This is a genomic window from Streptomyces sp. NPDC051217 (assembly GCF_044455465.1).
Taxonomy (GTDB): Bacteria; Actinomycetota; Actinomycetes; order Streptomycetales; family Streptomycetaceae; genus Streptomyces.
Genome location: NZ_JBITEV010000024.1, coordinates 20,575 through 44,921, shown reverse-complemented (window position 1 = coordinate 44,921; position 24,347 = coordinate 20,575). Strand labels below are relative to the sequence as shown.

Here is a 24,347-nt window from a genome sequence, read left to right as displayed (position 1 = left end):
GATCAGATGAGCACCGACACACCCCACCCGGGCAAAGGCGCCGACGCCGCTCCCGCCCTGATCCTGACCCCGCCGGAGCCGGTGCCCCCGGTCCCCTCGGAGCAGGCGGCCGGACTTGTCCCGGTCGACAACTCCGTACGGGAGGAGATGGCCCGGCGGGCCGCCGAGTACGTGGGGTCGCTGGCCGGACTGGACGCGCGCTCGCCCGAGTTCGGCGCCCGGATCCATGAGATCGACGCCCTGGGGGCGAGCGACATCCGCGGCGCCGCCCAGCAGTCCAACCGGATGCTGGACCGCACCGTGCGCTCGCTCGCGAGCGACGGGGAGAACGCGCAGGGCCGCGTCTCGTCGTCGCTGGTCGAACTGCGGCGCACGGTCGAGGACTTGGACCCGCGGGACACCGGACCGGGGCGTGGTGCGCGCAAGCTGCTCTCCAGGCTGCCGGGCGGCAGCAAGCTCCGCGACCATGTCGCCAAGTACGCCTCGTCGCAGCACACGCTGAACCGGATCGTCGGCTCACTCCGTGGCGGCCAGGACGAACTGCGCCGCGACAACGCCGCCTTGCACACCGAGCGGCTGCGCCTGTGGGAGACCATGGGCAAACTCCAGGAGTACGTGGTCCTCACCGAGGCCCTCGACGCCGCGATCGAGCAGCGGATCGCCGAGACGCAAGTGACCGATCCCGAGGCCGCCGACGCGCTGCGCGCCGACGTCCTGTTCCCGGTGCGGCAGAAGCACCAGGATCTCCTCACCCAGATCGCGGTGTGCGCCCAGGGATATCTGGCGATGGACGTCGTCCGCAAGAACAACGAGGAACTGATCAAGGGCGTCGACCGGGCCGCGACCACGACCGTGTCCGCGCTGCGGATCGCGATCATGCTCGCCTCCGCGCTGGAGAACCAGCGCAAGGTGACCGAGCAGGTCGACGTGTTGCGTTCGACGACGGAGGACCTGATCCGCGGGAACGCCGAGATGCTCGCCACGCAGAGCGGCGAGATCCAGCGCATCGCCGCCGACCCGGCGGTGGGGGCCGAGACCCTGCGGGCGGCGTTCCAGCAGATCTACCGGACGCTGGAGACGATCGACACGTACAAGATCCAGGCGACGGAGTCGATGGCCGCGACCGTGGAGTCCCTGACGGCGGAACTGCGGACGGCGAGCGCGTACGTGGAGCGTGCGCGGTCGCGTTCGGCGGACGGCCCGGGAGTGCTCGACGGGGGGCGCGGATGAGGCGCCGCACGCGCGCGGCCTGCTGGGCCGCGGTGGTCACCGTGCTGATCGCCTGCACGGGCTGCACCGGCGGGGGCGAGGGCGACGACGGGGACGCCTCCCCCGGACCCGGGGAGCGGGGACCCGCGCGCACGCTGCGGGTCCTGGCCTCCAGCGAACTGTCCGACATGAAGCCGGTCCTGGACGCGGCCCGCGAGGCGACCGGGATCACGGTGCGTCCGACGTATGTCGGCACGCTCGACGGGGCCGAACTCATCTCCTCCGGGAAGGCGGACGGGGCGTACGACGCGGTGTGGCTGTCGTCCAACGACTATCTGCGGCTGGACCCGGCGGTCGGCTCGAAGATCTCCTCGGAGACACAGGTGATGACCTCGCCGGTCGCGCTCGGCGTCAAGGCGGCGACCGTGTCGCGCCTCGGCTGGAACCCGTCCACCGTCACCTGGTCACAGGTGCACCGGGCGGTGGCCGACGGGAAGCTGACGTACGGGATGACCGACCCCGTCCGGTCCAACTCGGGCTTCTCCGCGCTGGTTTCGGTCGCCTCCGGCCTCTCGGGCGCTCAGGCCGCGCTCACCGAGGGCCAGATCAATGAGGCGACACCAAGGCTCAGGGAGTTCTTCGCCGGCCAGGAGCTGACCTCCGGCTCGTCGGGCTGGCTGGCGTCGGCGTACAAGCGGCGCGGCACGGTCGACGCGATGGTGAACTACGAGTCGGTGCTGCTGTCCCTGAACCGGGACGAAGGCGGCGACGCCGGCTCCCGTCTCACGGTGATCCGCCCCAAGGACGGGGTGGTGACGGCCGACTACCCGTTCACCCTTCTTACCTCCGCCGACGACGAAGCGCGCGAGGCGGGCCGTGATCTGACGGAGTATCTGCGCGGCCCAGAGGCCCAACAGGCCATCACCACCCTGACGTTGCGCCGTCCCGTGGTCACGTCCGTGAAGCCCGCCGAGGGCATCGGCCGGGAAGGCCGCCGTGAACTGCCCTTCCCCGGCTCGCGTTCGGTGGCCGACGGCCTTCTCGACGCGTACGAGAACAAACTGCGCCGCCCCTCGCGCACGGTGTACGTCCTGGACACCTCCGGCTCGATGAAGGGCTCCAGGCTGGCCCGGCTGAAGTCGGCGCTCGGCGAGCTGACAGGCGACTTCCGCGAGCGGGAGGAGGTCACGCTGATGCCGTTCGGTTCGGCGGTGAAGCAGATCCGTACACGTACCGTCGACCCCGGGGACCCCTCGGCCGCCGTCGCCGCGCTCGACTCGGACATCGCGGCGCTCTCCGCGCAGGGTGATACGGCGATCTACAGCAGTCTCAAAGAAGCGTACGAGGTGATCGGCGCCCCTCGGAACTCCGACCCGTCGTTCACGTCCATCGTCCTGATGACGGACGGCGAGAACACTGCCGGGGACGCGGCGGCCGGCTTCGACTCCTTCTACCGGGCACTCCCGGCCGGCCAGCGCCGGACGCCGGTCTTCCCCATTCTGTTCGGCGACTCCGACCGGCGGGAGCTGACGGACATCGCGACACTGACCGGCGGCCGGCTGTTCGACGCGAACAAGGGCTCACTGGACGGCGCTTTCGAGGAGATCCGTGGCTACCAGTAAAATCCTCCGCTACGTCGAATCCCGGAAGAACCTGACCGGCTGCGTCTTCGGCCTGGCGGGCCTGGGCCTGACCCTCACCGGCCTGGCGGGCACCTACTGGCCCGTGGTGGTCGCGGGACTGTACGGCGCGGGCGCCCTCATCGCACCACCGGACCGCCCGGACGCACCGGACTTCGCCCAGCCCTCGGAGCAACTGGAGGAGCTGCGAAGGGACTTCGCCACGCTCACGGACTATCTGACCGAGGTCTCCCTGCCGCCCCCGGCGGCCGCCCGGCTGACCGACCTGAACGAGCTGATCACTTCCCTGCTGGACCCGGGCTGGGTCGCCGACGCCCTGATCACCGACCCGGAAGCGGTGCACAGCCTGTCCCGTGCGATCCGCCAGGACATCCCGGAATCGGTGGACGCCTACGTCCGCACCCGCTGGTGGAGCCGTCTCCAACCGTCCGCCGAACCCCCGGAACACCATCTGGAACGCCAGCTGACAGTCCTCCACGCCGAGGCCCACGCCCTGGCGGCCGGCATCCACGAGGCGGAGTCCCGCCGCCAGGAGTCCCACACCCACTACCTGGAGGAACGCCACCAGGCTCCCTGAGTACCGGGGGCTCAGAAGACCGGTTCCCCGACGCCCAGCATGTTCCCCTCGCTGTCGCGAAACCACGCGCCGCGTTCGCCCCTGGCGCCCTTGCTCGGGTAGTTGCCTTCGATCTCGGCGATACCGTCCCTCGTCACGAGTCCAGGTACGTCGACGTCCTCGAACGACACGCCCCGGCGCCTGAGTTCGGACACGACCGTCTCGATGTCGTCGACCTCCAGCGCCATCTGCGTGAAGGTGCCGGGTGATGCCCCGGTCGACTGGAACAGCACGAAGTCCGTGCCCGCGCAGCGGTAGAGCAGGCCCCCGGGGCGTTCGTCCACCGGGTCCAAGCCCAGCTTCTCGGCGTAGAAACGGCGGGCCCGGTTCAGGTCCTGGGCCGGGAGTCTGGTGGCCGCGCGGGCGTGGGTCAGGAGGGTCTTGGCGTCTGCGTTCATGGGCCCACTGTGCCGTGGACACCGGGCGCGGGGGCCGACGCACCCGTGGGCGGCCCCCAGATTCAGCGGGTCGGCGCAGTCACGGCGCGGTGCGGCTCATGGCCCGGCAGCGACAGCCGCATCCGGCACTCGTCCTCCGCCTCGACCGTGACCGGGATGCCCCAGTGCGCGCTCAGCATGCGGCCGACGTCGACGAGGCGTTGGCGTTCCTGTGGGGTATGGGCCGGGAAGCGGGTCCAGTTGTGGTCGGCGATGGCGTTGCCGAGTTCCGTGAACAGTGTTGCCCGCGTGCGGCGTTCCTCGTCCGGGGTCAGCGGGGTGCGGCCCGGCTCCGGTGTCAGCGGTCGGACGTTGTACAGCTCACGAATCATGGTGGTCCCCGATCAGTCCGGCGCGCGCCGGTCACCGCGAGGGTAGCGGCCGGCCGCCCACACCGAGACCCCCGGAGCCGTGAGGGATGGGCTCCGGGGGCCGTTCTCGGAGAGTGGTCAGGGGTACGTCCCGTGGGGACGGGTCAGGACAGGCGGTTCACCAGGGCGTGGTACTCGTCCCACAGCTCCGGCGGGGTGTGTGTGCCGAAGGTGTTCAGGTGGTCCGGGACCAGGGATGCCTCCTCGCGCCAGACCTCCTTGTCGACCGTGAGCAGGAAGTCCAGGTCGTCGTCCGAGAGGCCGAGGCCCTCGGTGTCCAGGGCGCCCTTCGCCGGGAGGATGCCGATCGGGGACTCGACGCCGTCGCCCTTGCCCTCCAGCCGCTCCACGATCCACTTCAGTACGCGTCCGTTCTCACCGAAGCCGGGCCAGACGAACGTGCCCGCCTCGTTCTTGCGGAACCAGTTGACGTAGTAGATCTTCGGGAGCTTGGCCTCGTCGCCCCTGGCCGTCGCCGTGGCGCCGATCTTGATCCAGTGGGCCATGTAGTCGCCCATGTTGTAGCCGCAGAACGGCAGCATCGCGAACGGGTCGCGGCGCAGCTCTCCCACCTTGCCCTCGGCGGCTGCCGTCTTCTCGGAGGCGACGTTCGCGCCGAGGAAGACGCCGTGCTGCCAGTTGAACGACTCCGTCACCAGCGGTACGGCGGAGGCGCGCCGCCCGCCGAAGAGGATCGCCGAGATCGGGACACCCCTGGGATCCTCCCATTCGGGCGCGATGATCGGGCACTGGCCGGCGGGCACGGTGAAGCGGGCGTTGGGGTGGGCGGCCGGGGTCCCGGACTCCGGGGTCCAGTCGTTGCCCTTCCAGTCCGTGAGGTGCGCGGGCGGCTCCTCGGTCATGCCCTCCCACCACACGTCGCCGTCGTCGGTGAGCGCGACGTTCGTGAAGACGGAGTTGCCCCACATCGTCTTCATGGCATTGGCGTTGGTGTGCTCACCTGTGCCGGGCGCGACGCCGAAGAAGCCCGCCTCCGGGTTGATCGCGTACAGCCTGCCGTCCTCCCCGAACCGCATCCACGCGATGTCGTCGCCGATCGTCTCGACGGTCCAGCCGGAGATGGTGGGCTCCAGCATCGCGAGGTTGGTCTTACCGCAGGCCGAAGGGAAGGCGGCGGCGACGTATTTGGACTCCCCGCGCGGCGGCGTGAGCTTGAGGATCAGCATGTGCTCGGCGAGCCAGCCCTCGTCGCGTGCCATGACGGAGGCGATGCGCAGCGCGTAACACTTCTTGCCCAGCAGCGCGTTGCCGCCGTACCCGGAGCCGTACGACCAGATCTCGCGGTCCTCGGGGAAGTGCGAGATGTACTTGGTGGTGTTGCAGGGCCACGGCACATCGGCCCGGCCGTCGGCGAGCGGGGCGCCGAGGGTGTGGACGGCCTTCACGAAGAAGCCGTCGTCGCCGAGTTCGTCGAGGACCGGCCGCCCCATGCGCGTCATGGTGCGCATGGAGACCGCGACGTAGGCGGAGTCGGTGATCTCGACGCCGATCGCGGAGAGCGGTGAGCCGACCGGGCCCATGCAGAACGGGACGACGTACATGGTCCGTCCGCGCATCGAGCCGCGGAAGACGCCCTGCTCGCCGGTGAAGATGTCGCGCATCTCCGCCGGGGCCTTCCACTTGTTCGTGGGGCCCGCGTCCTCCTCGCGCTCCGAGCAGATGAAGGTGCGGTCCTCGACGCGCGCCACGTCGGTGGGGTCGGACGCCGCGTAGTACGAGTTGGGGCGCTTGATCGGGTCGAGCTTCGTGAACGTGCCCTTCGCCACGAGCTCTTCGCACAGACGCTCGTACTCGGCTTCTGATCCGTCACACCAGACCACCTCGTCCGGCTGGGTCAGAGCCGCGATCTCGTCGACCCAGGAGATCAGCTCCTGGTGACCGGTCGGGGCGATGGGAGCCACGGGATTGAGGGGGTCTCCGCTGGAAAGCTCTGCGTCGCGCGCCACGGTTGCTCCTTGATGAGGGTTTGTAGGTGTATGCCCCGTGGGGGCTGCGACCCGGACGCTTCGTTACCGCTCATCCGGTGCCGACCGCACTCATTTGATCATCCGACTCCCGCGCCCATCTGTCCAGAGGGCCGCACACGTGAGCATCGCCACTCCATTCACCCCTACCGGTACGGGGGGTGGGTAAGCGGCCATCCCCATCTGCTACCTACGGTTCCGTAGGTAGCATGAACACATGACTTCTCCCGCGTCCGACTCGCTCGCGAACCCCCCACAACCCGAAGGGGGACCGACCGAGATCCAGCTGCCGACTCCGGTCAAGCCGATGATGCGCGGCTGGCTGCACATGGGAATGTTCCCGGCCGTCCTGATCGCGGGAATCGCGCTGATCGCCATGGCCGACACCACCAGGGCACGGTTCGCCTGCGCGATCTTCGCCGCCACGGCCTGCCTGCTGTTCGGCGTCAGCGGCGTCTACCACCGCGGTAATTGGGGCCCGCGGGGCGAGGCCATACTCAGACGGCTCGATCACGCCAATATCTTTCTGATCATCGCGGGCACCTACACCCCGCTGACCATGCTGCTGCTGCCCGCCTCGACCGGCCGCACGCTGCTCTGGGCGGTCTGGGTCGCCGCCGCGGCCGGCATCGCCTTCCGGGTCTTCTGGGTCGGCGCCCCGCGCTGGCTCTACACCCCCTGCTACATCGCCATGGGCTGGGCGGCCGTCTTCTTCCTGCCCGACTTCCTGCGCACCGGCGGGATCGTCGTCCTCGTCCTGATCGTCACCGGCGGACTGCTCTACAGCGCGGGCGGCGTGATCTACGGACTCAAGCGCCCGAACCCCTCCCCGCGCTGGTTCGGCTTCCACGAGGTCTTCCACTCGCTCACGCTCGCCGCGTTCGTCGTGCACTACGTCGGCATCTCACTGGTGGCGTCCCAGCACTCCTGAGGCACCCCCGAAGCACCCCCCGAGGCGCCCCCCGCGCCGACCCACAACTTCACATAGACACCAACCCCCTTTTGATAGTTACTGTCATTTGACATAAACACTCACGAGGGGGGGGAGTCATGGCAGGGCGTGGCCGCGCTGCCCGTCGCCGCACCGCTGCCGAACCGGCTCCTCCCCGCGGAACCGGAGACCGGGCAGGAAACGGGGGAGGGCGCGGGCACGGACGTGGTGGGCGCACCGGCGGATGCCCGACACTAATCCGCATGGCCGCCTCCGCATCTCCCCCTCCCGACGACGAGCAGCAGCCCCGACTGGGCCTGCGCGAACGCAAGAAGCTGAAGACCCGTGTCGCGATCCGCGAAGCGACGTACCGGCTCATCGCCGAACAGGGCTACGAGGCGACCACCGTCGAGCAGATCGCGGCGGCGGCCGAGGTCTCCCCGTCCACCGTCTTCCGCTACTTCCCGACGAAGGAAGACATCGTCCTCACCGACGAGTTCGACCCGGTCATGGAGGCGGAGATCCGCGCCCGCCCGGCCGACGAGCCGCCGCTGGAGTCGGTGCGGGCCGTCCTGCGGCACGCCGTCGAGACGACCCTCGCCGACGACCCCGAGGAGTTCGCCCAGCGCAGCGAGCTGATGCTGGAGATCCCCGCCGTACGGGCCAGGATGACGGAGACGATGGCGGAGACCTCGCTCATGCTCAGCCGCGCCGTCGCGGCCCGTACGGGGCGCGAGGAGAGGGACCTGGAGGTGCTGGTCTTCACCGCCTCGGTGCTGGCGGCCCTGCGCGAGGTGACGATCTACTGGGCCGAGCACGGCCAGAAGGACGATCTGGCCGTGCTCATCGACCGCGCGCTCGACTCGCTCAAGGGCGGGCTCGCGCTGTAGGGCCGCCCCACCGCTACACCCGTACGGTCAACTGCTCCTTCAGCACGTCGACTTCGGTCGTCGGGGCCGCGCAGACGAAACCCCGGCAGACATACGCCGCGGCCCGCCCGTTCACCAGCGGCCTCCCCGCGAGCAGCGGGAACTCCGCCTCGCCGTCCGCCTGTTGGTCCCCCTCAGGCTCACCCACCGCGACGACGGCTCCCGGCGCCGTCCCCAGCAGCGCCGTACGGTGCAGCTCGGCGGTCGCCGCGTCGCCGCGCGGCCCCACCACGGCGACCTCGTGCGGCCCGTCGAGCAGCGCCTCGGCGACGGCGAGACCCCACCCGATGAAGCGCGGGGCGCGCGGCCCGAGTGCCTTGACGACCCCCAGAGCTCCCTCGGCGGCCGTGCGGTGGGCCTCGGAGCCGGTGTGCGCGGCGCACGAGAGCAGGGCGCCGGCGGCCGAGGTCCAACCGGACGGCGTGGCGTTGTCCGTCGGGTCCTGGGGCCTGCGGATCAGCGGCTCGGCGTCGTGCGCCGTGTCGTACAACGCCCCGCCCTCACCGACGAACTGGTCCAGGACGGTGTCGAGCAGGAACCCCGCGAAGTCCAGCCACACCCCTTCACCGGTCACCCCGGCCAGCGCCAGGAAGCCCTCGGCGACATCTCCGTAGTCCTCCAGCACTCCGGCGTTGGCACCGACGCGGCCGTCCTTGGAGGTACGGGCCAGACGCCTCGTCTCATCCATGTGCACCCGCACGAGCAGATCGGCGGCCTCGGTGGCGCGTTCGACGAGATCCGGCCGCTCGAAGTACGCCCCGGTCTCGGCGAGCGCGGCGATCGCGAGCCCGTTCCAGGCGGCCACGATCTTGTCGTCCCGCTCCGGCCGGGGCCGGGCGTCACGCGCCCCGACGAGCCGCCCCCGCACGGACTCGACCCGCGCCGCGTCCACCACCCCTTCGCCCTGCGGGAGTTGGAGCACCGAGGCCCCCTCCTCGAAGGTCCCCGCCTCGGTCACACCGAAGTACCGCGCCGCGAACTCCGCGTCGTCCTCGCCAAGCACGTCCCTGAGCTGCGCGGGAGTCCACACGTAGTACGCGCCCTCGACATGCTTACCACTGCTGTCGTCACTGTCCGCGTCGAGCGCGGACGCGAACCCGCCCTCGGCGGTGCGCAGTTCACGCACCATGAAGTCGGCGGTCTCCAACGCCACCCGCCGCGCCAGATCGGACCCGGTGGCACGCCACAGCCGGGCGTAGGTGCGGCAGAGCAGCGCGTTGTCATAGAGCATCTTCTCGAAGTGCGGTACCACCCACTCCCGGTCCACCGAGTAACGGGCGAACCCGCCGCCGAGCTGGTCGTAGATCCCGCCGCGTGCCATCGCCTCGCAGGTGTCGGCCGCCATCTGGAGCGCGCCCTCGGCCCCCGTACGGGCGTGGTGACGGAGCAGGAACTCCACCACCATGCTCGCCGGGAACTTGGGCGCGCCGCCGAAGCCGCCGTGCCTCTCGTCGTAGTCCCGCGTCAGCGCGAGCAGCGCCTGGGCCAACTCCTCCTCGCCGGGGGTGCCTTGACCGGCGCCTGCGAGCGAGCGCCCCGCGAGTTCTCCCACGATCCGGTCGGCGACCTCGCCGACCTCCTCGCGCCGGTCGGTCCAGGCGGAGCTGACGCCTTCGAGTACCTGCCGGAAGGACGGCATGCCGTGCCGGGGCACCGGCGGGAAGTACGTGCCGAAGTAGAAGGGCTGACCCTCCGCGTCGAGGAAGACGGACATCGGCCATCCGCCCTGCCCGGTCGCCGCCTGCACCGCCTCCATGTAGACGGCGTCGACGTCCGGGCGCTCCTCGCGGTCCACCTTGATGTTCACGAAGTGCTCGTTCATGTACGCCGCCGTGGCCTCGTTCTCGAAGCTCTCGTGGGCGAGCACGTGGCACCAGTGACAGGCGCTGTAGCCCACGCTCAGAAAGACGGGCACATCGCGCCGACGGGCCTCCTCGAAGGCCCCGGGCTCCCAGGGCCACCAGTCGACGGGGTTGTCCGCGTGCTGGAGAAGGTACGGGGACGTGGCATGCGCGAGTCGGTTGGGCATGCCCCCAATCCTTACCTACGCACGGAAGCCCCGCCCACCCGCCACGAGTGGCGGAAGCGGGCGGAGCCGCGAGCGGCGTCGCGGGGCGTTCCCTCGCCCCCGTGTGCGAGGGAGCGCCCCCCGAGTTTCGCTCAGAGGGCGGGGCCGGTCAGCAGCCGCCGCAGTTGTAGTAGGTCACGTCCCAGTGGTTGACCTCGTTGTAGTAGATGTTCCCCGAGCCCGACCGCCACTTGCTGCCGCCGATGGAGGTGAACGTGCCGGTGATGTAGTTGGTCAGGCAGCTCGACATGGCGAAGTCGAGCTTGTAGCCGTTCCAGTGGCTGTAGGTGCCCGACGCGTGGCCGGTCTCCGTGCCGCCGGTGACGGTCATGGCGCAGCCGGTCGCGCCCTTGAGGGTGATCGCGCCCTGGATGGTCGCGGAGTTGACCTGGTCGAGAGACGTACAGGTCGGGTTGTTGCGGTCCGAGCAGCCGCCGCTGGACCGGATGCCGATACCGGCGTTGCTGAGCTGGGCGGCGGCGGTGGCGTGGCTGAGCTTGGCGAGCGCGCCGGCCGGGGCCTTGGTGTCGGCGGGCGCGGCCTGGGCGAGGGCGGGGGACGAGAAGAATGCCAGGGCGAGGGCGGCGGCGCCGATCGCGGTGCTTCTGAGGACCTTGTTCACGGTGTTCGTTTCCTCTTCGGTGGGGGACGGGGAGGTCAACTACGCGCGTAGCGTCCCCGGCTGAACCTGCCCGCGCGAGATCTCCAACTCACCCTGACAAGGCGTCAGTTGAGCTTCGTGCGGGTGGTGCTGCCGGTCACGCAGACAAGATTGCACATCTACGCGCGATGCGTAAGGGAGCGCAGCAAGTACGCCCGGCCCGCCTCGGACCCGTCACCGGACCGCCCCCGGAACCGCCTCTCGAATCTGCCCGCAGGAGATCTCCGCACGGCAGAATCCCTCGCTTTTGCCGGGGCCGCGTCCGCAGGGTGGAGGGGACCGGCCGAGGTGGGTGAGCGCCCGCCGTCGGGGGCCGGACCATGGAGGTGGACATGCTCTCGACCGTTCCACGGCTCGCGGCGGCGGAGGCCGGCGCGGCGCCGTTCGACGACCAGATCGCCGGACGTCTGCAGCACGGCAGGATCGTGGTGCTCGGTGAACAGGTGGACGACGGGATCGCGAACCGGATCTGCGCCCAGCTGCTGCTCCTGTCCCAGGAGGATCCCAAGCGCGACATCGTCCTGATCGTGAACAGCCCGGGTGGTTCCGTCATGGCCGGGATGGCCATCTACGACACCATGCGGTTCATCCCGAACGACGTCGCCACACTGGCGATGGGCTTCGCGGCGAGCATGGGGCAGTTCCTGCTCTGCGCGGGGGCGGCCGGCAAGCGGTACGCCCTGCCGAACGCGCGGGTGATGATGCACCAGCCGTCCGGCGGGATCGGCGGGACGGCGGCCGACATCGCCGTACAGGCGGAGAATCTCGCGTACACGAAGCTGACCATGCAGAAGCTGATCGCGGAACACTGCGGCCAGAGCCTGGAGACGATCGCGGCCGATCAGCGCAGGGACCGGTGGTTCACGGCGCAGGAGGCGAAGGAGTACGGCTTCGTGGACCGCGTCGTACGGAGCGTGGCGGAGCTGGGAAAGGACGCCGCGAGCGGGTTCGGCTTCGAGCCCGCGCGAAGCGCCGCCGGCACGGGCAGGGGGGCGGCGGCATGAGCGGGCAGTACACCGTCCCCGTCGTGGTCGAGCGGACACCGAACGGCGAGCGTTCCTACGACGTCTTCAGCAGGCTGCTCTCCGAGCGGATCGTCTTCCTCGGCACGTCGGTCGACGACGGTGTGGCGAATGTGATCATGGCGCAGATGCTCCATCTCGACCATGAGAGCAGCGACATGGACATCCACCTCTACATCAACTCCCCCGGCGGCTCGGCCACCGGGCTGACCGCGATCTACGACACGATGCAGTTCGTACGGGCCGACGTCGCGACCGTCTGTCTCGGCCAGGCCGGCTCGGGCGCCGCCGTACTCCTCGCGGCGGGCGCGCCCGGCAAGCGGACGGCGCTCCGGCACTCGCGGGTACTGCTGCACCAGCCGTCCACCCAGGGGCAGGGGGAGGCGGCGGACCTGGAGATCCAGGCGGCGGAGGTGCTGCGGACCAGGGCCGAGATCGAGGACATCCTGTCGCACCACACGGGTCAGAGCGTGGAGCGGCTGCGGGAGGACACGGACCGGGACAAGTACTTCACGGCCGCGCAGGCCAAGGAGTACGGCCTGGTGGACGCCGTGATCACGACCCGTGAGCTGGCCGAACGGGGGCACCCGGCAGTGCGCTGACCGGCACGCGGTGCGGGCCCGGCACGGGGGGCCGGGCCCCCGCACCGTCCAGACCCCGCACCGTCCGACCGGGCCCGTGCCCTCCTCAGGAAGGCTCAGGCCGCGAGCAGCGCGACCATCGCCTGTCCGTCCCGGCGGCCTGAGCCCCGGCGCGGTGCGCCCCAGTTCGCCGTGGCCGGGGCCCCGGTCGTCACGGAGACCGTCACCGTCGTCGTCGACACGAGGTCGGTGTGCAGTGCGCCCACCAGGTCCACGAGGTGCAGGCCGAGCGCGCGGCAGACGGCCGCCAGTACCTCGGACGACGGTTCCTTGCGCCCGCGCTCGATCTCCGACAGATACGGCAGCGAGACCTGCGCCCGGTCGGCGACATCGCGCAGCGTCCGTCCCTGCCGCAGTCGGGCGCGGCGCAGCGCGGCCCCCACGAGGTCGCGCATCAGCGGCTCGTCGGGCCTGTCGGCCGCGCCGGGACCGGGAACGGCACGCAGGACGCCCTCACCCATGGTTTCCTCCGTCAGCTGTGGACCCGCGGCGACACCCGCCGTTCCGAGCCTAAGCCGGGCCCCCTCCCCCCGGCCACGTGGCGGACCACCGGCCAGGCTCTTTCCGCCGCGGGCGTAAAGAGGCGCCGCGCGGGCAAGACGTACGGGCACGCATACGCAGGAGGTACGCGCGTAGGCACCCGGCGCGGAGCGACGGCACCGGCCGCCGCGGGCACGGCTTGCCGCCTCGCGCTCGCACGCCCCGCGCAGGACACTGGCCCGGGGCACGCCGAAGTACCGGGATGCTCTCGGAGGGGGAGACATATGCGGGACAGCCATCGGGCCGAGGCCGAGAGGTTGTTGGTTCGCGCCGTCGAGGAGGAGGTGCGGCGCTCCGGCGGTCGGATCGACGGCAAGGTTCTTCTGGCGCGCGGGCGGGGCGCGCTGGACTCGATCGCGGAGGCCGCGGCCGACGAGTACGCGCTGTACGAGGCGGGGTTGGAGGAGGCGGCCGCAGCGCGGCGGCCGATGTCGGAGCGGTTCGGCAGCGGCGCGCTCGCGACTCCCGCCCTGGTGGCGCTCGTCGCCGCCGCCGCGGCGGTCGTCGCGGACGTAGCCCTCGGCACGGACGCGGGGACTGCAGCCGGTACGGGCGCGATCGTCGCGGTCGCCGGCACGGCGACCGCCGTCGCCAAGGTCGCCTCCACCGGGCGCGCGTCAGGACGGAGCGGGCGCGCGGGACGCGCCGGGGCCGCCGAACAGACCGGTGACGTCGAGCAGTTGAGGCTTCAGTGGCTGACGGCGCTGGAGGTACGGGGCATCCGCCCGTACCTGGACCAGCAGCGGGTCCTGACCCAGGCGACCCGGCGGACGACCAAGAAACCCACCGTCGTACCGCAGTTGCGCGGCTCCGACCGCAGCGCCGCCGCACGCCGGCGCAGCGTCCTGGAGCAGTCCTTCGGCCATCTCCCCGCGCCCGACGGCCCGTTCGCGGGCCGCCGCGAGGAGATCGGCCAGATCGCGCGCTGGGTGCACGCGGCCCGCGCGTCGACCGAGACCAGGCCGACCGTCGTCGTGCTGTACGGCGCGCCGGGTTCGGGCCGCACCGCGCTCGCCGTGCGGGCGGCGCACCAGCTGAGGGACCAGTTCCGCGGGGCGTGCGTGGTGGACCTGCGGGGTGGCGGCGCGGGCCAGGCGCCGCTGTCGACCAGGGACGCGCTGCTGCATCTGCTCAACCGGCTCGGCGCGCCGCGTGAGCAACTGCTGTTCCGTGAGCGGTCGTCGCCCGAGCAGCAGGTACGGCGGCTGAGCGAGCTGTACCACCAGCATCTGACCGGGCTGCCGGTGACGATCGTGCTGGACGACGCCTCGGACGCGGAGCAGATCCGCACGCTGCTGCCCGAACGGTCCGACAGTCTGCTGCTGGTGACGTGCCGTCAGCCGGTGGAGCTGGCGCCGGACACCCCGGCGTGGGTGCACCAGCTGCCGGTGAAGGCGCTGGACGGCGCGGGCTGCGAGGAGCTGCTGCGGGCCGTCGGCGAAGAGCCTCAGGGCGGCCCGTACGACGCGCAGAGCGTCGACAGGGTCGGCGAGCTGTGCGGCGGTCTGCCGCTCGCGCTGCGGATCGCGGGCTCGTCGCTCGGTTCGCGTACGTCGCAGCAACTGGCCACGGATCTGGAGGCGTACGGCCCGGTCGACCCGGCCGAGCGCGCGATGTGGCTGCGCTACACCGACCAGGGCGACCAGGCGCGCAGGCTGCTGCGGCGTCTCGCGCTGGCCGGGCGCGCCTCGCTCGGCGCCGCCGCCGCGGCAGCACTGCTCGCCACGGACGAGCAGGAGGCGGAACGGCTGCTGACCGTGCTGTCCCGCGCGGGTCTGATCGACCATGTGCGCGCCAGCCGCTACCGGCTTCACGACGTCGTACGGAGCTTCGCGCTGGCCCGGCTGCTGGACGAGGAGGAGGCGGCCGACCGCAGTGCCGCGCAGGAGCGCCTCATCCAGAATTACTCGGAGCTCGCCGACTCCGTGATCCGGCTGGTGGACGGCAAGACGTCGACCCGCGCGGACCAGTTCGGCGGCCACGGTTTCTCCTCGCTCGACGCAGCGCTGCGCTGGCTGGACGACGAGTCGAGCTTCATCACCGCGGCGCTGCGGCACGCGGAGGGTGTCGATCAGGCGGCCGTGCTGAGCCTGCTGGGCGCGCTCTGCGACTACTGCCTGCTGCGCGGGGACCTCTACCGGCTCGGCGAGATCAGCGAGTTGGCGCAGGCCGTCGACCAGGGGCTGCTGATCCGTTCGGTGCAGTGGCGTACGGGTATCGCGGCCCGGCAGCTCGGTGAGCTGGACAAGGCCCGGACGACCCTGACGTCCGTGGTCGACCTCTACCGGGAGGCGCACCATGACGCGGGCGCCGCCCGCGCGCTCTGCTCGCTGGGTATCACGCTGCACCACCAGGGCAATCTCACCGAGGCGTCGGCGAAGCTGCGCGAGGCGCTCGAACTCCAGTCCCCGGCGGAACTCGGCGCCGACCGCGCCTGGACGCTGCACGCGCTGGCGGCCGTCGAGCGTGACCGGGCGAATCTCGCGGAGGCGATCGCGCTGCTGTCGACGGCGCTCGTCCTGCACCGCGAGGGCGAGTCGCTGCACGGCGAGGCGTGGACGCACTTCCAGCTCGGGCAGGTCTGTCTGCGGATGGGTGATGTCCCGCGCGCCGAGCGGGAGTTGGGACAGGCGATGGATCTGTACGGCCGCACCCGCGACGGCCGCGGCGAGGCCTGGGCGCTGACGCAGCTGGCCCGTGCCCGGCTGGTGGACGGCGAACCGGAGTCGGCGGCCGACCAGTTCCGCCAGGCGCTCTCCCGGCACCGCGACAACGAGGACGCGCGCGGAGAGGCGTGGACGCTGTACTACCTGGGCCAGGCGCTGGAGGAGTGCGGCGAGGCCGCGCAGGCGGTACGCGAACTGGAGCGCGCGCGCTCGATGTTCTCCCGGATGCGTGACGTGTACGGGCTGGCGTGCGCCCGCCACCACTCGGGCCGGGTGACCCGCGACCAGCGGGCCGCGCAGACCGGCAATCTCCGCAATTCCGGCTTCGCCCGGCAGCTGCTCGTCGACGCCCGCGCGGACTTCCGCCGGATCGGCGTCGCGCACGGCGAGGCGTGGACCTGCCTGGAGCTGGCGATCGTCGACGCGGGCAACAGCAAGGCGGCCCAGGCGCTGGCGCTGTGCGACGAGGCGGCGGCGCTGTTCACCTCGTACGGCGACCACCGAGGCGCCGACTGGGCCCGCTTCCTGCGGTGCACGCTGCTGCCGTACGGCTCGGCCGGCGGCGTCGAGGTCGGGTCCGTGGTGGCGGAGCAGGAGCTGGCCGAGCTGGTGGCCGCGCGGCACCCCTCGCGCGATGGGAAGCTGGACGACTGCCTGGAGACGTTCACGGTGATGCTGGAGCGCGGCGTCGCGCTGGAGGACGGCTGGCAGGCATGGCGGCTGGGCATGGTCCCAAGCCGCCACGCGCGCGAGGTGATGGGCGTCCCGGTGGAGCCTGTCGGGGCCTGAACACCCCTCCGGCCGACCGCCGCCCTCGTCGGGGAAGTCGGACACTCCCGCTGACCGTGCGCCCGAAGAGGCGGTCGGCGGGAGTCGCGGGCGCGCGTGCCGCGGGGGCGCGCCTCAGGTCGTCTGCCGGTCGCCCGCCGAGGCCTTCGGCGCGTCCGCCGGCCCGTCGGTCCGCTCCTCGGCCTCGGCCGGCTTCTCCTCGAAGTCGACCTTGCCCATGTGGCGGTTCATCGACTTCATCAAGAGCCATACCGCGCCCGCCATCACGGCGAAGACGATGAAGCCGAGGACGCCGGGCGTCACCTTGTTCTCGTCCAGCTCCTTCGCGAGCGGGACGAGCTGCGTCACTGCCTGGGTCGCATACATATCAGGCATTGTCGCGGATGCCCGCGAAGAGGTCGCTCTCGGGGAGGGAAGTGTCGACGAGGGACTTCACGAGCTCGTACTCCTCGGTCGGCCAGACGTCCCGCTGGACGTCCATCGGGACGCGGAACCAGCCGCCGTCGGGGTCGATCTGCGTGGCGTGCGCGATGAGGGCCTTGTCGCGGATCTCGTAGAAGTCGGCGCACGGCACGTGCGTGGTCAGCGTGCGCTCGTCGCGCCCGAACTCGTCCCAGCGCTTCAGCCACTCCGCGTACGGGGACTCCAGGCCGCGCGCCAGCAGTGCCTCGTGCAGCGCCACCGTACGGGGACGGTTGAAGCCCTGGTTGAAGTAGAGCTTCCGCGGCTGCCACACCGGGCCGAACTCGGCCTCGGGGTACTTCTCGGCGTCGGCCGCGGACTCGAAGGCCACCATCGAGATCTTGTGGGTCATGATGTGGTCGGGGTGCGGGTAGCCCCCGTTCTCGTCGTACGTCGTGACGACCTGGGGCCGCTGCTCGCGGATCATCCGCACGAGCCGGCCGGCCGCCTCGTCGACGTCCTCCAGGGCGAAGCAGCCCTCGGGGAGCGGCGGCAGCGGGTCGCCCTCGGGCAGGCCCGAGTCCACATAACCGAGCCACTGCTGTCTGATGCCGAGGATCTCGCGAGCCTCGTCCATCTCCTTCTTGCGCACCTCGTGGATGTGCTCCTCGATATAGGCGTCCCCCTGGAGCTTGGGGTTGAGGATGGAGCCGCGCTCGCCTCCGGTGCAGGTCACGACCAGCACGTCCACCCCCTCGGATACGTACTTGGCCATGGTGGCCGCGCCCTTGCTCGACTCGTCGTCGGGGTGGGCGTGCACGGCCATCAATCGCAGCTGGTCAGTCAAGACTCGGTCCTCAGTGATATGTCGCAACGGGCGGCTTCTATAGTGACGGAATCCAGGGACGGAAAATTCCGGAGAGGAACGTTCATGACGGCGCAGCGCCCACCGGTTCTTCCCGAGGGCCGCTACGGCCGCTCGTCGGACGAACGTGCGGACCGGGGGCTCAAGATCGTCGGCTCGGTGCTCGGCGTCGGCCTTCTCGCGCTCGTCGGCTGGTTCGGTTACGACTATGTGGCAGGCCAGAGTGTCTCGGGCGAGCTCATCAAATTCAAGCGGGTATCCGCCTCCGCGGTCGAGGTGCACCTTGAGGTCCGCAAGGACAAGGACGCGACCGGCACCTGCACGCTCCGTTCACGCGCGGAGGACGGTGCCGAGGTGGGCCGCAAGGACGTCCGCGTCGACGGTCCCCAGACGCGGATAGACCAGGTCGTCACCGTCCGTACGACCGCGAGCGCGACGAGCGCGGAGCTCGTCGGGTGTACGTCCGACGACAGCTGACAAGCGTGGTCCATGTCCGCGGGCGCCCGATTCTGCTCTGACCCTCCCCGGCGCCCCTCCCGGTTCACGTCGCTGACCTGCGTTGATGTGATTCTGATGCCTTTCGTCCTGCCCTGACGCCGCGGAATTGTTAGGCTCGTGGTTTCGCCCACCCGAGAAGGCACAATCCTTCTGGGTAGGGCGTTGCTTTGTATCCCCAGTACCTACGAGGAGCACCTGTGACCCAGACCAGCGAGAACGTCACCTGGCTCACCCCGGCGGCGTACACCCAGCTCAAGGCCGAGCTGGATCACCTGTCTGGTCCCGCGCGCGTCGAGATCGCCCAGAAGATCGAGGCCGCCCGCGAGGAGGGGGACCTGAAGGAGAACGGCGGGTACCACGCGGCAAAGGAGGAGCAGGGCAAGCAGGAGCTGCGGGTACGCCAGCTGACCCAGCTCCTGCAGAACGCCAAGGTGGGCGAGGCTCCGGCCGACAACGGGATCGTCGAGCCCGGCATGGTCGTGACGATCGCCTTCGACGGCGACGAGGACGACACCCTGACGTTCCTCATGGCCTCGCGCGAGTACGCGAGTTCCGACATCGAGACGTACTCACCGCAGTCGCCGCTCGGCACGGGTGTGAACGGCAAGAAGGTCGGCGAGGACGCGGAGTACGAGCTGCCGAACGGCAAGAAGGCCTCGGTGAAGATCCTGGCCGCGAAGCCCTACCAGGACTAGGTCCTGTCCGGGCCTAGATCCTGTCCGGGCCTGACGGCAACGATCCACCGGCCCCCTCGGGGCCGGTGGATCAGGACAGCGGTGCCGGAAGTTGTCAGGCGGTGGCCGAGCGGTAGCGCCGGACCGCCAGGGTACGGAAGACCACGATGATCAGGATGGACCAGATCACCGAGGCCCAGATCGGATGCTCCATCGGCCAGGCCCCGGTCACCGATGCCTCCCGGCCGGGGATCGTGTTGCCGAACAGCTCGCGTGCCGCCTGCACGGTCGCGCTGAACGGATTCCACTCCGCGACATGCTGAAGGAACGCGGGCATCCCGTTGACCGGCACGAACGCGTTGGAGATGAACGTCAGCGGGAAGAGCCAGATCAGCCCGCCGGACGTGGCGGCCTCCGGCGTACGGACGATGAGCCCGATCAGCGCGCCGATCCAGGAGAACGCGTAACCGAGGAAGAGCAGCAGCGCGAAGCCGCCGAGCACACTGCCGATGTTCTCGTGCGTGCGCCAGCCGATGATCAGGGCGACGGCCGCGAGGACGACGAGCGTCAGGGCGGTCTGTACGAGGTCGGCGAGCGTACGTCCGGTGAGGACCGCGCCGCGGGCCATGGGCAGTGAGCGGAACCGGTCGATGAGCCCCTTGTGCATGTCGTCGGCGATGCCGGCGCCCGCGCCCGCCGTGGCGAAGGTCACGGTCTGCGCGAAGATGCCCGCCATCAGGAACTCGCGGTAGGCCTGGGCGCTGCCGGGGGCGGCGCCGGGGATGTTGATGGAGCCGCCGAAGACGTAGGTGAAGAGCACCACGAACATGATGGGCTGGATCAGCCCGAAGATGATCATCTCCGGGATGCGCAGCATCCGGATCAGATTGCGCTTGGCCACGACGAGCGAGTCGCGGGCGGACTGGACGATGCCGCCGCGCGGGCGCGGCGCGAGGGCCTTGGGCGAGGCCTCGGTTACGGCGCTCACTTGGCGCTCTCCTTCGGGTCCGTGACGGTGTCGTCGTCCGTGATCGGGTGGGTGGCGTCGTCGTTGGCGGGGCCGGGCCTCGTGGCGGTGGGCGGACCCGCCGGCGAGTCCGGCGTCCTGCCGGACGCCGGGCCGCCGTCTTCGCCGTTCTCCCGGCTCTCCTCGGCCGCGTGGCCGGTGAGCGAGATGAAGACGTCGTCGAGGGTGGGGCGGCGCAGCCCGATGTCGTCGATCTCGACGCCCCGCGCGTCGAGTTCCCTGATGATCTCGGCGAGCAGTTTCGCTCCGCCGGTGACCGGGACGGTGAGCTTGCGGGTGTGCTCGGCGACCATCACCTCGCCCTTGCCGAAGCCGGCCAGCACATCGCGGGTCGGGGTGATCTGGTCGCGCTCGTGGACGACGACCTCGACGCGCTCGCCGCCCGTGCGGGCCTTGAGTTCGTCGGCGGTGCCGCGCGCGATGACCTGGCCGTGGTCGATGACGCAGATGTCGTGGGCCAGGTGGTCGGCCTCCTCCAGATACTGGGTGGTGAGCAGCAACGTCGTCCCGCCCGCGACCAGTTCCTCGATGATGCCCCACAACTGCTGGCGGTTGCGCGGGTCGAGGCCGGTCGTCGGCTCGTCCATGAACATCACCGGCGGGGAGACGACGAGCGCCGCCGCGAGGTCGAGGCGCCTGCGCATACCGCCCGAGTAGGTCTTGGTGGTGCGGTCGGCCGCGTCGCTGAGGTTGAAGCGGTCGAGGAGTTCGACGGCCCTGGCCTTCGCGGCGCGGGCGCTCTGCTGGTAGAGCTGGCCGACCATCTGAAGGTTCTCGCGGCCGGTCAGATACTCGTCGACCGCGGCGAACTGGCCGGAGAGGCCGATGTTCCTGCGGACCTCGTTGGGGTTCTTGACCACGTCGATGCCCGCGACGACGGCCTTGCCGCTGTCGGGCTGGAGCAAGGTCGTCAGCACACGGACCGCGGTGGTCTTTCCCGCGCCGTTGGGGCCGAGCAGACCGAGGACCGTGCCTTCGGGGACATCGAGATCGACGCCGTCCAGTGCTCTTACGTCGCCGAACGTCTTGACCAGGCCTTCGGCATAGATGGCGCCTGGCATAGGGGTACTCCCGGAGTTGTGTCAGATGCGGTCAAATGGTGCGATCCGTGCTAACGGAGAGCTTAAGCCGACAGAAGCAGAGGCTGACGCTAACGCGATACATCGCGACAGGCAAGCCATTTAAGTAAGCTCTATGTAAAGGCGGCTGGGAGGCGAGCCGGAGGCCGTCGGGAGACGTCTCGGAAAACGCCCGGGAGTCGTCCGGGGGGGGCCGCGCCGAGGGCCTGTCCGGCCCTGGGCCGTGCCCGACACATGGCGCCTTCCGCCCGCGGGGCGGGGCGCGCGCCCGCCGCGGAGCGGCTGATGACTCGTCGGTGCGTGCGATCGCAAGGCGGAGGTCGTTCTCGTACTGGACGTACGTGAACGAGTCCGACAACGCGGCGAGCGTGCGTGCCGGGCGCCGCGCGCCAGGCGGGATTTGTCAGACACGGCCTAGCCGAGGATCGTGTAGCCCGCCTCGCGCAGCGCCGCCGCCACGTCCAGGCAGTGTTCGGGGCCCTTGGTCTCCAGATGCAGCTCCACATCCGCCTCGGTCAGCCCGAGCCGCGGATCGGTCCGTACGTGGCTCACGTCCAGGACGTTCGCGTCGGCCACCGACAGCACCCCGAGCAGCGTCGCGAGCGCGCCAGGCCGGTCGGTGATCCGCACCCGCAGCCCCAGGTAGCGGCCGGACGCCGCCATCCCGTGGCGCAGGATCCGCTGCATCAGCAGGGGATCCACATTGCCTCCGGACAGCACGGCGACCACCGGCCCCGAGAACGCCCCGGGCGTGCTCAGCAGCGCGGCGACCGGGCTCGCCCCGGCCGGCTCCACCACCAGCTTCGCCCGCTCCAGACAGAGCAGCAGCGCGGCGGACAGCTCGTCCTCGGAGACCGTGCGCACCTCGTCGACCAGGTCCCTGACCATCGGGAAGGTGATCTCGCCGGGCCGGCCCACCTTGATGCCGTCCGCCATCGTCTGCTGTTCGTCGATCGACATCGGCCGCCCGGCCCGCAGCGAGGGCGGAAACGCGGCCGCGCCCGCCGCCTGCACACCGATCACCTTGACGTCCGGCCGTACGCCCTTCACCGCGAGGGCGATGCCCGCGACGAGGCCGCCGCCCCCGAGACCGACGAGGATCGTCCGGACCTCGGGGCACTGCTCCAGGATCTCCAGGCCGACCGTGCCCTGTCCGGCGATGATGTCCGGGTGGTCGAAGGGGTGGATGAAGACCGCGCCGGTCTCCCGCGCGTACTCCTGCGCGGCGTCCAGGGTCTCGTCCACGACCTGGCCGTGCAGCCGCACCTCGGCGCCGTACTCACGGGTAGCCGCGACCTTCGGCAGCGGCGCCGCGACCGGCATGAACACCGTCGAGCGCACGCCGAGCAGGGTCGACGCGAGCGCGACGCCCTGCGCGTGATTGCCCGCGCTGGCGGCGACGACACCGGCCGCGCGCTCCTCCGGCGAGAGACCGGCGATCCGCACGTAGGCGCCGCGCAGCTTGAACGACCCCGTCCGCTGGAGGTTCTCGCACTTGAGGTGGACCGGGGAGCCGACCAGGTGAGTCAGGTGTCTGCTGCCCTCCATCGCGGTCTTCCTGGCCACCCCGACGAGCATCTTCTGCGCCCCGCGGATGTCGTCGAGGATCAGCGCGGGCACGGAGCCGCGCGGTGTGGCGGAACCGAACGATCCGGAGGGACGCGACGTACCGAAGGTCATGACCGCCAGTCTCGCAGCTCATCACCCGTCCGGCGGCCCGGAACGAGGGGCGTCGACCGGTTTACGCGGGGCAGGTACGGCCAGGGTCGGAGCCGCGTACTCTGTCCCCCACCAACCGACCACCGCACGAGAGAGCCCCAGCCATGCCCCCTACTCAGGACATGACTTCCGCTGTGTCGGCCTCCCCGGGCTCCGGCTCCGAACCTTCCGGTTCCGACCCCTCCGGCTCCGCACCTTTAGAGACCGCACCGGCGCCTTCCGTCGGTACCGAACCCGTCGCCGCATCGGACGACGCCGCACTTCTCGACGCGCTCCAGCACCAGGTGGCCGTCTTCGCCCGACGGGCGGAACAGACCCGCCTCGGCGGCGTCGGCCAGGTGCGCAATTCCATGGACCGTGCCGCCTATCTGCTGCTCAACCGGCTCGATCTGGAAGGCCCGATGGGCGTCAAGGCGCTGGCCGCGGGGATGGGGATCGACTCCTCCACCGTCACCCGCCAGGTCGCGCCGCTCGTCGACACCGGCCTGGTCAAGCGCACGTCACACCCGGAGGACGGCCGCGCCGTCGTCCTTGAACTCTCGGCCCGCGGGCTGAGCCGCCTCGAAGAGGTCCGCTCCTCACGCCGCGAGCTGATGTCGCAGGTCACGGACGGCTGGAAGGAGGAGGAACGCGAATCGTTCTGCACGCTCCTCACCCGGTTCAACACCGCCCTGTCGACACGGCAGTCGGGCCCCGCGTCGGCCGAACCGGTCGCGCACCGGGTCCCGGTGGACGAACCCGACGGTACGGAGCCACCGCCGGCCTCTTGATTTCGGCCCGGGTCTGTCCTCATATGAGGTGTGCGAGAGCGATGGCAGCCGGATACGGACCGCCGTCGCGCCCAGGAGTTCGAGGCGTTCGTCGCGGGCGCGGCAGGCCGACTGCTGCGTGCCGCCATGTTGCTGACGGGTGAGCCCGCCGACGCGAAGCCCCGCGCGGAGCACCTGCTGACGGCCGCCCTGGCCCGTACCTACGCGGACTGGGACCGGCTGCGCGACGAGGACCCGTACGACCGCGCACGCCAGGAGATCGCCGCCCGGTACGCGCGGGGCGCCTGGCGGCAGCCGCGGACCGGCGAGGGCGTGCTCGGCCGGCTCACACCGCAGGAGCGGCTCATCCTCGTGCTGCGGCTGTACGAGGGGGTCGCCGAGGAGCAGACGGCGGCGCTGATCGGGCTGCCGGCCGAGCGGGTGCGGGCGATCTGCGCGCGGGCGGTCGTCGCGATGCGGCAGCCCGCGCCGCCGCCCCGCCCGGCTCCGCACTGGCCGCTGTCGCTGCTCTCCCGGCAGGGCGCGCGATGAGCGGCCACAGCCGTAAGGAGGACGAGGTCCGCCGGATGCTCGATCTGCCGCATCCGCCGGTCCCCGTCGATCTGACGGCCCGCGCGACCGCCCTCGGCACCCGCCTGATGAACCGCAGGCGCACCGCGCGCCTGCTGTTCTGGCTGCTCGTCACGGTGGCCGTGATCGTCTTCACGGTGTGGGCGTCGGTCGTGGAACCGTGGTCGGTCCCGCCGTCCGAGACGACCCCGCCGCTGGAAGGATGGTGACGGCCGGACGCTGTCGATCCGCGCCAACT

The 24,347-nt window shown here is 70.8% G+C and carries 24 protein-coding genes; 13 read left to right on the top strand and 11 right to left on the bottom strand.

What is annotated here, in order from left to right:
- Window positions 1–6 precede the first annotated feature (6 nt).
- Genes ACIBBB_RS34545 through ACIBBB_RS34535 form a run of 3 tightly spaced genes read left to right on the top strand, consistent with a single transcriptional unit; the run spans window position 7 to window position 3,426 of the window.
- Window positions 7–1,230 carry a toxic anion resistance protein gene (locus ACIBBB_RS34545; RefSeq protein WP_398989143.1) on the top strand — a complete coding sequence of 408 codons (1,224 nt, stop codon included), beginning with the start codon at window positions 7–9 and terminating at the stop codon, window positions 1,228–1,230.
- Entirely contained in the window at window positions 1,227–2,831 is a 1,605-nt protein-coding gene (locus tag ACIBBB_RS34540) for an extracellular solute-binding protein (protein WP_398989141.1), read from the top strand. Before ACIBBB_RS34545 ends, ACIBBB_RS34540 begins: the two co-directional genes overlap by 4 nt.
- A complete protein-coding gene (locus ACIBBB_RS34535) occupies window positions 2,818–3,426 on the top strand; it encodes a hypothetical protein (protein ID WP_398989139.1) in 609 nt (202 codons plus the stop codon). Before ACIBBB_RS34540 ends, ACIBBB_RS34535 begins: the two co-directional genes overlap by 14 nt.
- Before the next feature lie 11 nt (window positions 3,427–3,437).
- Here the strand turns inward: ACIBBB_RS34535 and ACIBBB_RS34530 are convergent, their stop codons facing one another.
- The 3 genes from ACIBBB_RS34530 to ACIBBB_RS34520 all read right to left on the bottom strand — a co-directional run bounded on the left by ACIBBB_RS34530 (window position 3,438) and on the right by ACIBBB_RS34520 (window position 6,195).
- A complete protein-coding gene (locus tag ACIBBB_RS34530; RefSeq protein WP_398989137.1) occupies window positions 3,438–3,863 on the bottom strand; it encodes a VOC family protein in 426 nt (141 codons plus the stop codon).
- A gap of 62 nt (window positions 3,864–3,925) precedes the next feature.
- Window positions 3,926–4,234, bottom strand: a complete 309-nt coding sequence (locus ACIBBB_RS34525; RefSeq protein ID WP_398989135.1) for a hypothetical protein — start codon at window positions 4,232–4,234, stop codon at window positions 3,926–3,928.
- Window positions 4,235–4,377: 143 nt separating this feature from the next.
- Window positions 4,378–6,195 carry a phosphoenolpyruvate carboxykinase (GTP) gene (locus ACIBBB_RS34520; protein ID WP_398989218.1) on the bottom strand — a complete coding sequence of 606 codons (1,818 nt, stop codon included), beginning with the start codon at window positions 6,193–6,195 and terminating at the stop codon, window positions 4,378–4,380.
- Between the two features lie 370 nt (window positions 6,196–6,565).
- Here ACIBBB_RS34520 and ACIBBB_RS34515 point away from each other — a divergent pair, with 370 nt between their 5' ends.
- Together ACIBBB_RS34515 and ACIBBB_RS34510 are read left to right on the top strand one after the other, a co-directional pair.
- On the top strand, window positions 6,566–7,189 hold the full coding sequence (locus ACIBBB_RS34515) for a hemolysin III family protein (protein WP_398989216.1): 624 nt from the start codon (window positions 6,566–6,568) through the stop codon (window positions 7,187–7,189).
- 263 nt (window positions 7,190–7,452) lie between these two features.
- Window positions 7,453–8,079 (top strand): TetR/AcrR family transcriptional regulator, encoded by a 627-nt coding sequence (locus ACIBBB_RS34510; protein WP_398989133.1) that lies wholly within the window; start codon window positions 7,453–7,455, stop codon window positions 8,077–8,079.
- A gap of 13 nt (window positions 8,080–8,092) precedes the next feature.
- Here the strand turns inward: ACIBBB_RS34510 and ACIBBB_RS34505 are convergent, their stop codons facing one another.
- Entirely contained in the window at window positions 8,093–10,147 is a 2,055-nt protein-coding gene (locus tag ACIBBB_RS34505) for a thioredoxin domain-containing protein (RefSeq protein WP_398989131.1), read from the bottom strand.
- 148 nt (window positions 10,148–10,295) lie between these two features.
- On the bottom strand, window positions 10,296–10,808 hold the full coding sequence (locus tag ACIBBB_RS34500; RefSeq protein ID WP_398989129.1) for a hypothetical protein: 513 nt from the start codon (window positions 10,806–10,808) through the stop codon (window positions 10,296–10,298).
- Window positions 10,809–11,179: 371 nt separating this feature from the next.
- On the opposite strand from ACIBBB_RS34500, the gene ACIBBB_RS34495 reads away from it, so the two are divergent.
- Window positions 11,180–11,851, top strand: a complete 672-nt coding sequence (locus tag ACIBBB_RS34495; protein ID WP_398989127.1) for a ClpP family protease — start codon at window positions 11,180–11,182, stop codon at window positions 11,849–11,851.
- Entirely contained in the window at window positions 11,848–12,471 is a 624-nt protein-coding gene (locus ACIBBB_RS34490; RefSeq protein ID WP_398989125.1) for an ATP-dependent Clp protease proteolytic subunit, read from the top strand. The genes ACIBBB_RS34495 and ACIBBB_RS34490 overlap by 4 nt, the downstream gene beginning before the upstream one ends.
- A gap of 95 nt (window positions 12,472–12,566) precedes the next feature.
- Here the strand turns inward: ACIBBB_RS34490 and ACIBBB_RS34485 are convergent, their stop codons facing one another.
- Window positions 12,567–12,971: a helix-turn-helix domain-containing protein gene (locus tag ACIBBB_RS34485; protein WP_398989123.1), complete on the bottom strand. Its 405-nt coding sequence runs from the start codon at window positions 12,969–12,971 to the stop codon at window positions 12,567–12,569.
- Window positions 12,972–13,274: 303 nt separating this feature from the next.
- Here ACIBBB_RS34485 and ACIBBB_RS34480 point away from each other — a divergent pair, with 303 nt between their 5' ends.
- Window positions 13,275–16,505: a tetratricopeptide repeat protein gene (locus ACIBBB_RS34480; protein WP_398989121.1), complete on the top strand. Its 3,231-nt coding sequence runs from the start codon at window positions 13,275–13,277 to the stop codon at window positions 16,503–16,505.
- A 114-nt stretch (window positions 16,506–16,619) separates the two neighbouring features.
- Here the strand turns inward: ACIBBB_RS34480 and ACIBBB_RS34475 are convergent, their stop codons facing one another.
- Together ACIBBB_RS34475 and mca are read right to left on the bottom strand one after the other, a co-directional pair.
- Complete coding sequence (locus tag ACIBBB_RS34475; protein WP_398989119.1) at window positions 16,620–16,880, bottom strand: hypothetical protein; 261 nt, start codon at window positions 16,878–16,880, stop codon at window positions 16,620–16,622.
- Window positions 16,873–17,754 carry a mycothiol conjugate amidase Mca gene (mca, locus tag ACIBBB_RS34470; RefSeq protein WP_398989117.1) on the bottom strand — a complete coding sequence of 294 codons (882 nt, stop codon included), beginning with the start codon at window positions 17,752–17,754 and terminating at the stop codon, window positions 16,873–16,875. The genes ACIBBB_RS34475 and mca overlap by 8 nt, the downstream gene beginning before the upstream one ends.
- Before the next feature lie 84 nt (window positions 17,755–17,838).
- Between mca and ACIBBB_RS34465 the strand changes: the two genes are divergently transcribed.
- On the top strand, window positions 17,839–18,249 hold the full coding sequence (locus ACIBBB_RS34465) for a DUF4307 domain-containing protein (protein WP_398989115.1): 411 nt from the start codon (window positions 17,839–17,841) through the stop codon (window positions 18,247–18,249).
- 218 nt (window positions 18,250–18,467) lie between these two features.
- Window positions 18,468–18,965, top strand: coding sequence for a transcription elongation factor GreA (gene greA / locus ACIBBB_RS34460; RefSeq protein WP_398989112.1), 498 nt, complete (start codon window positions 18,468–18,470; stop codon window positions 18,963–18,965).
- A gap of 94 nt (window positions 18,966–19,059) precedes the next feature.
- Here greA and ACIBBB_RS34455 read toward each other — a convergent pair whose 3' ends face one another.
- The 3 genes from ACIBBB_RS34455 to ilvA all read right to left on the bottom strand — a co-directional run bounded on the left by ACIBBB_RS34455 (window position 19,060) and on the right by ilvA (window position 22,628).
- Window positions 19,060–19,932 (bottom strand): ABC transporter permease, encoded by an 873-nt coding sequence (locus ACIBBB_RS34455; protein WP_398989110.1) that lies wholly within the window; start codon window positions 19,930–19,932, stop codon window positions 19,060–19,062.
- Window positions 19,929–21,032 (bottom strand): ATP-binding cassette domain-containing protein, encoded by a 1,104-nt coding sequence (locus tag ACIBBB_RS34450; protein ID WP_398989108.1) that lies wholly within the window; start codon window positions 21,030–21,032, stop codon window positions 19,929–19,931. Before ACIBBB_RS34450 ends, ACIBBB_RS34455 begins: the two co-directional genes overlap by 4 nt.
- Before the next feature lie 432 nt (window positions 21,033–21,464).
- Window positions 21,465–22,628, bottom strand: coding sequence for a threonine ammonia-lyase (gene ilvA, locus ACIBBB_RS34445; protein WP_398989214.1), 1,164 nt, complete (start codon window positions 22,626–22,628; stop codon window positions 21,465–21,467).
- 263 nt (window positions 22,629–22,891) lie between these two features.
- Here ilvA and ACIBBB_RS34440 point away from each other — a divergent pair, with 263 nt between their 5' ends.
- Genes ACIBBB_RS34440 through ACIBBB_RS34430 form a run of 3 tightly spaced genes read left to right on the top strand, consistent with a single transcriptional unit; the run spans window position 22,892 to window position 24,318 of the window.
- The gene (locus ACIBBB_RS34440) at window positions 22,892–23,539 is read left to right on the top strand and encodes a MarR family winged helix-turn-helix transcriptional regulator (RefSeq protein ID WP_398989106.1); all 648 of its coding nucleotides are present in this window, start codon (window positions 22,892–22,894) and stop codon (window positions 23,537–23,539) included.
- 30 nt (window positions 23,540–23,569) lie between these two features.
- Window positions 23,570–24,070, top strand: coding sequence for a sigma factor-like helix-turn-helix DNA-binding protein (locus ACIBBB_RS34435; RefSeq protein ID WP_398989104.1), 501 nt, complete (start codon window positions 23,570–23,572; stop codon window positions 24,068–24,070).
- Window positions 24,067–24,318 (top strand): hypothetical protein, encoded by a 252-nt coding sequence (locus ACIBBB_RS34430; protein WP_398989102.1) that lies wholly within the window; start codon window positions 24,067–24,069, stop codon window positions 24,316–24,318. The genes ACIBBB_RS34435 and ACIBBB_RS34430 overlap by 4 nt, the downstream gene beginning before the upstream one ends.
- Window positions 24,319–24,347 lie beyond the last annotated feature (29 nt).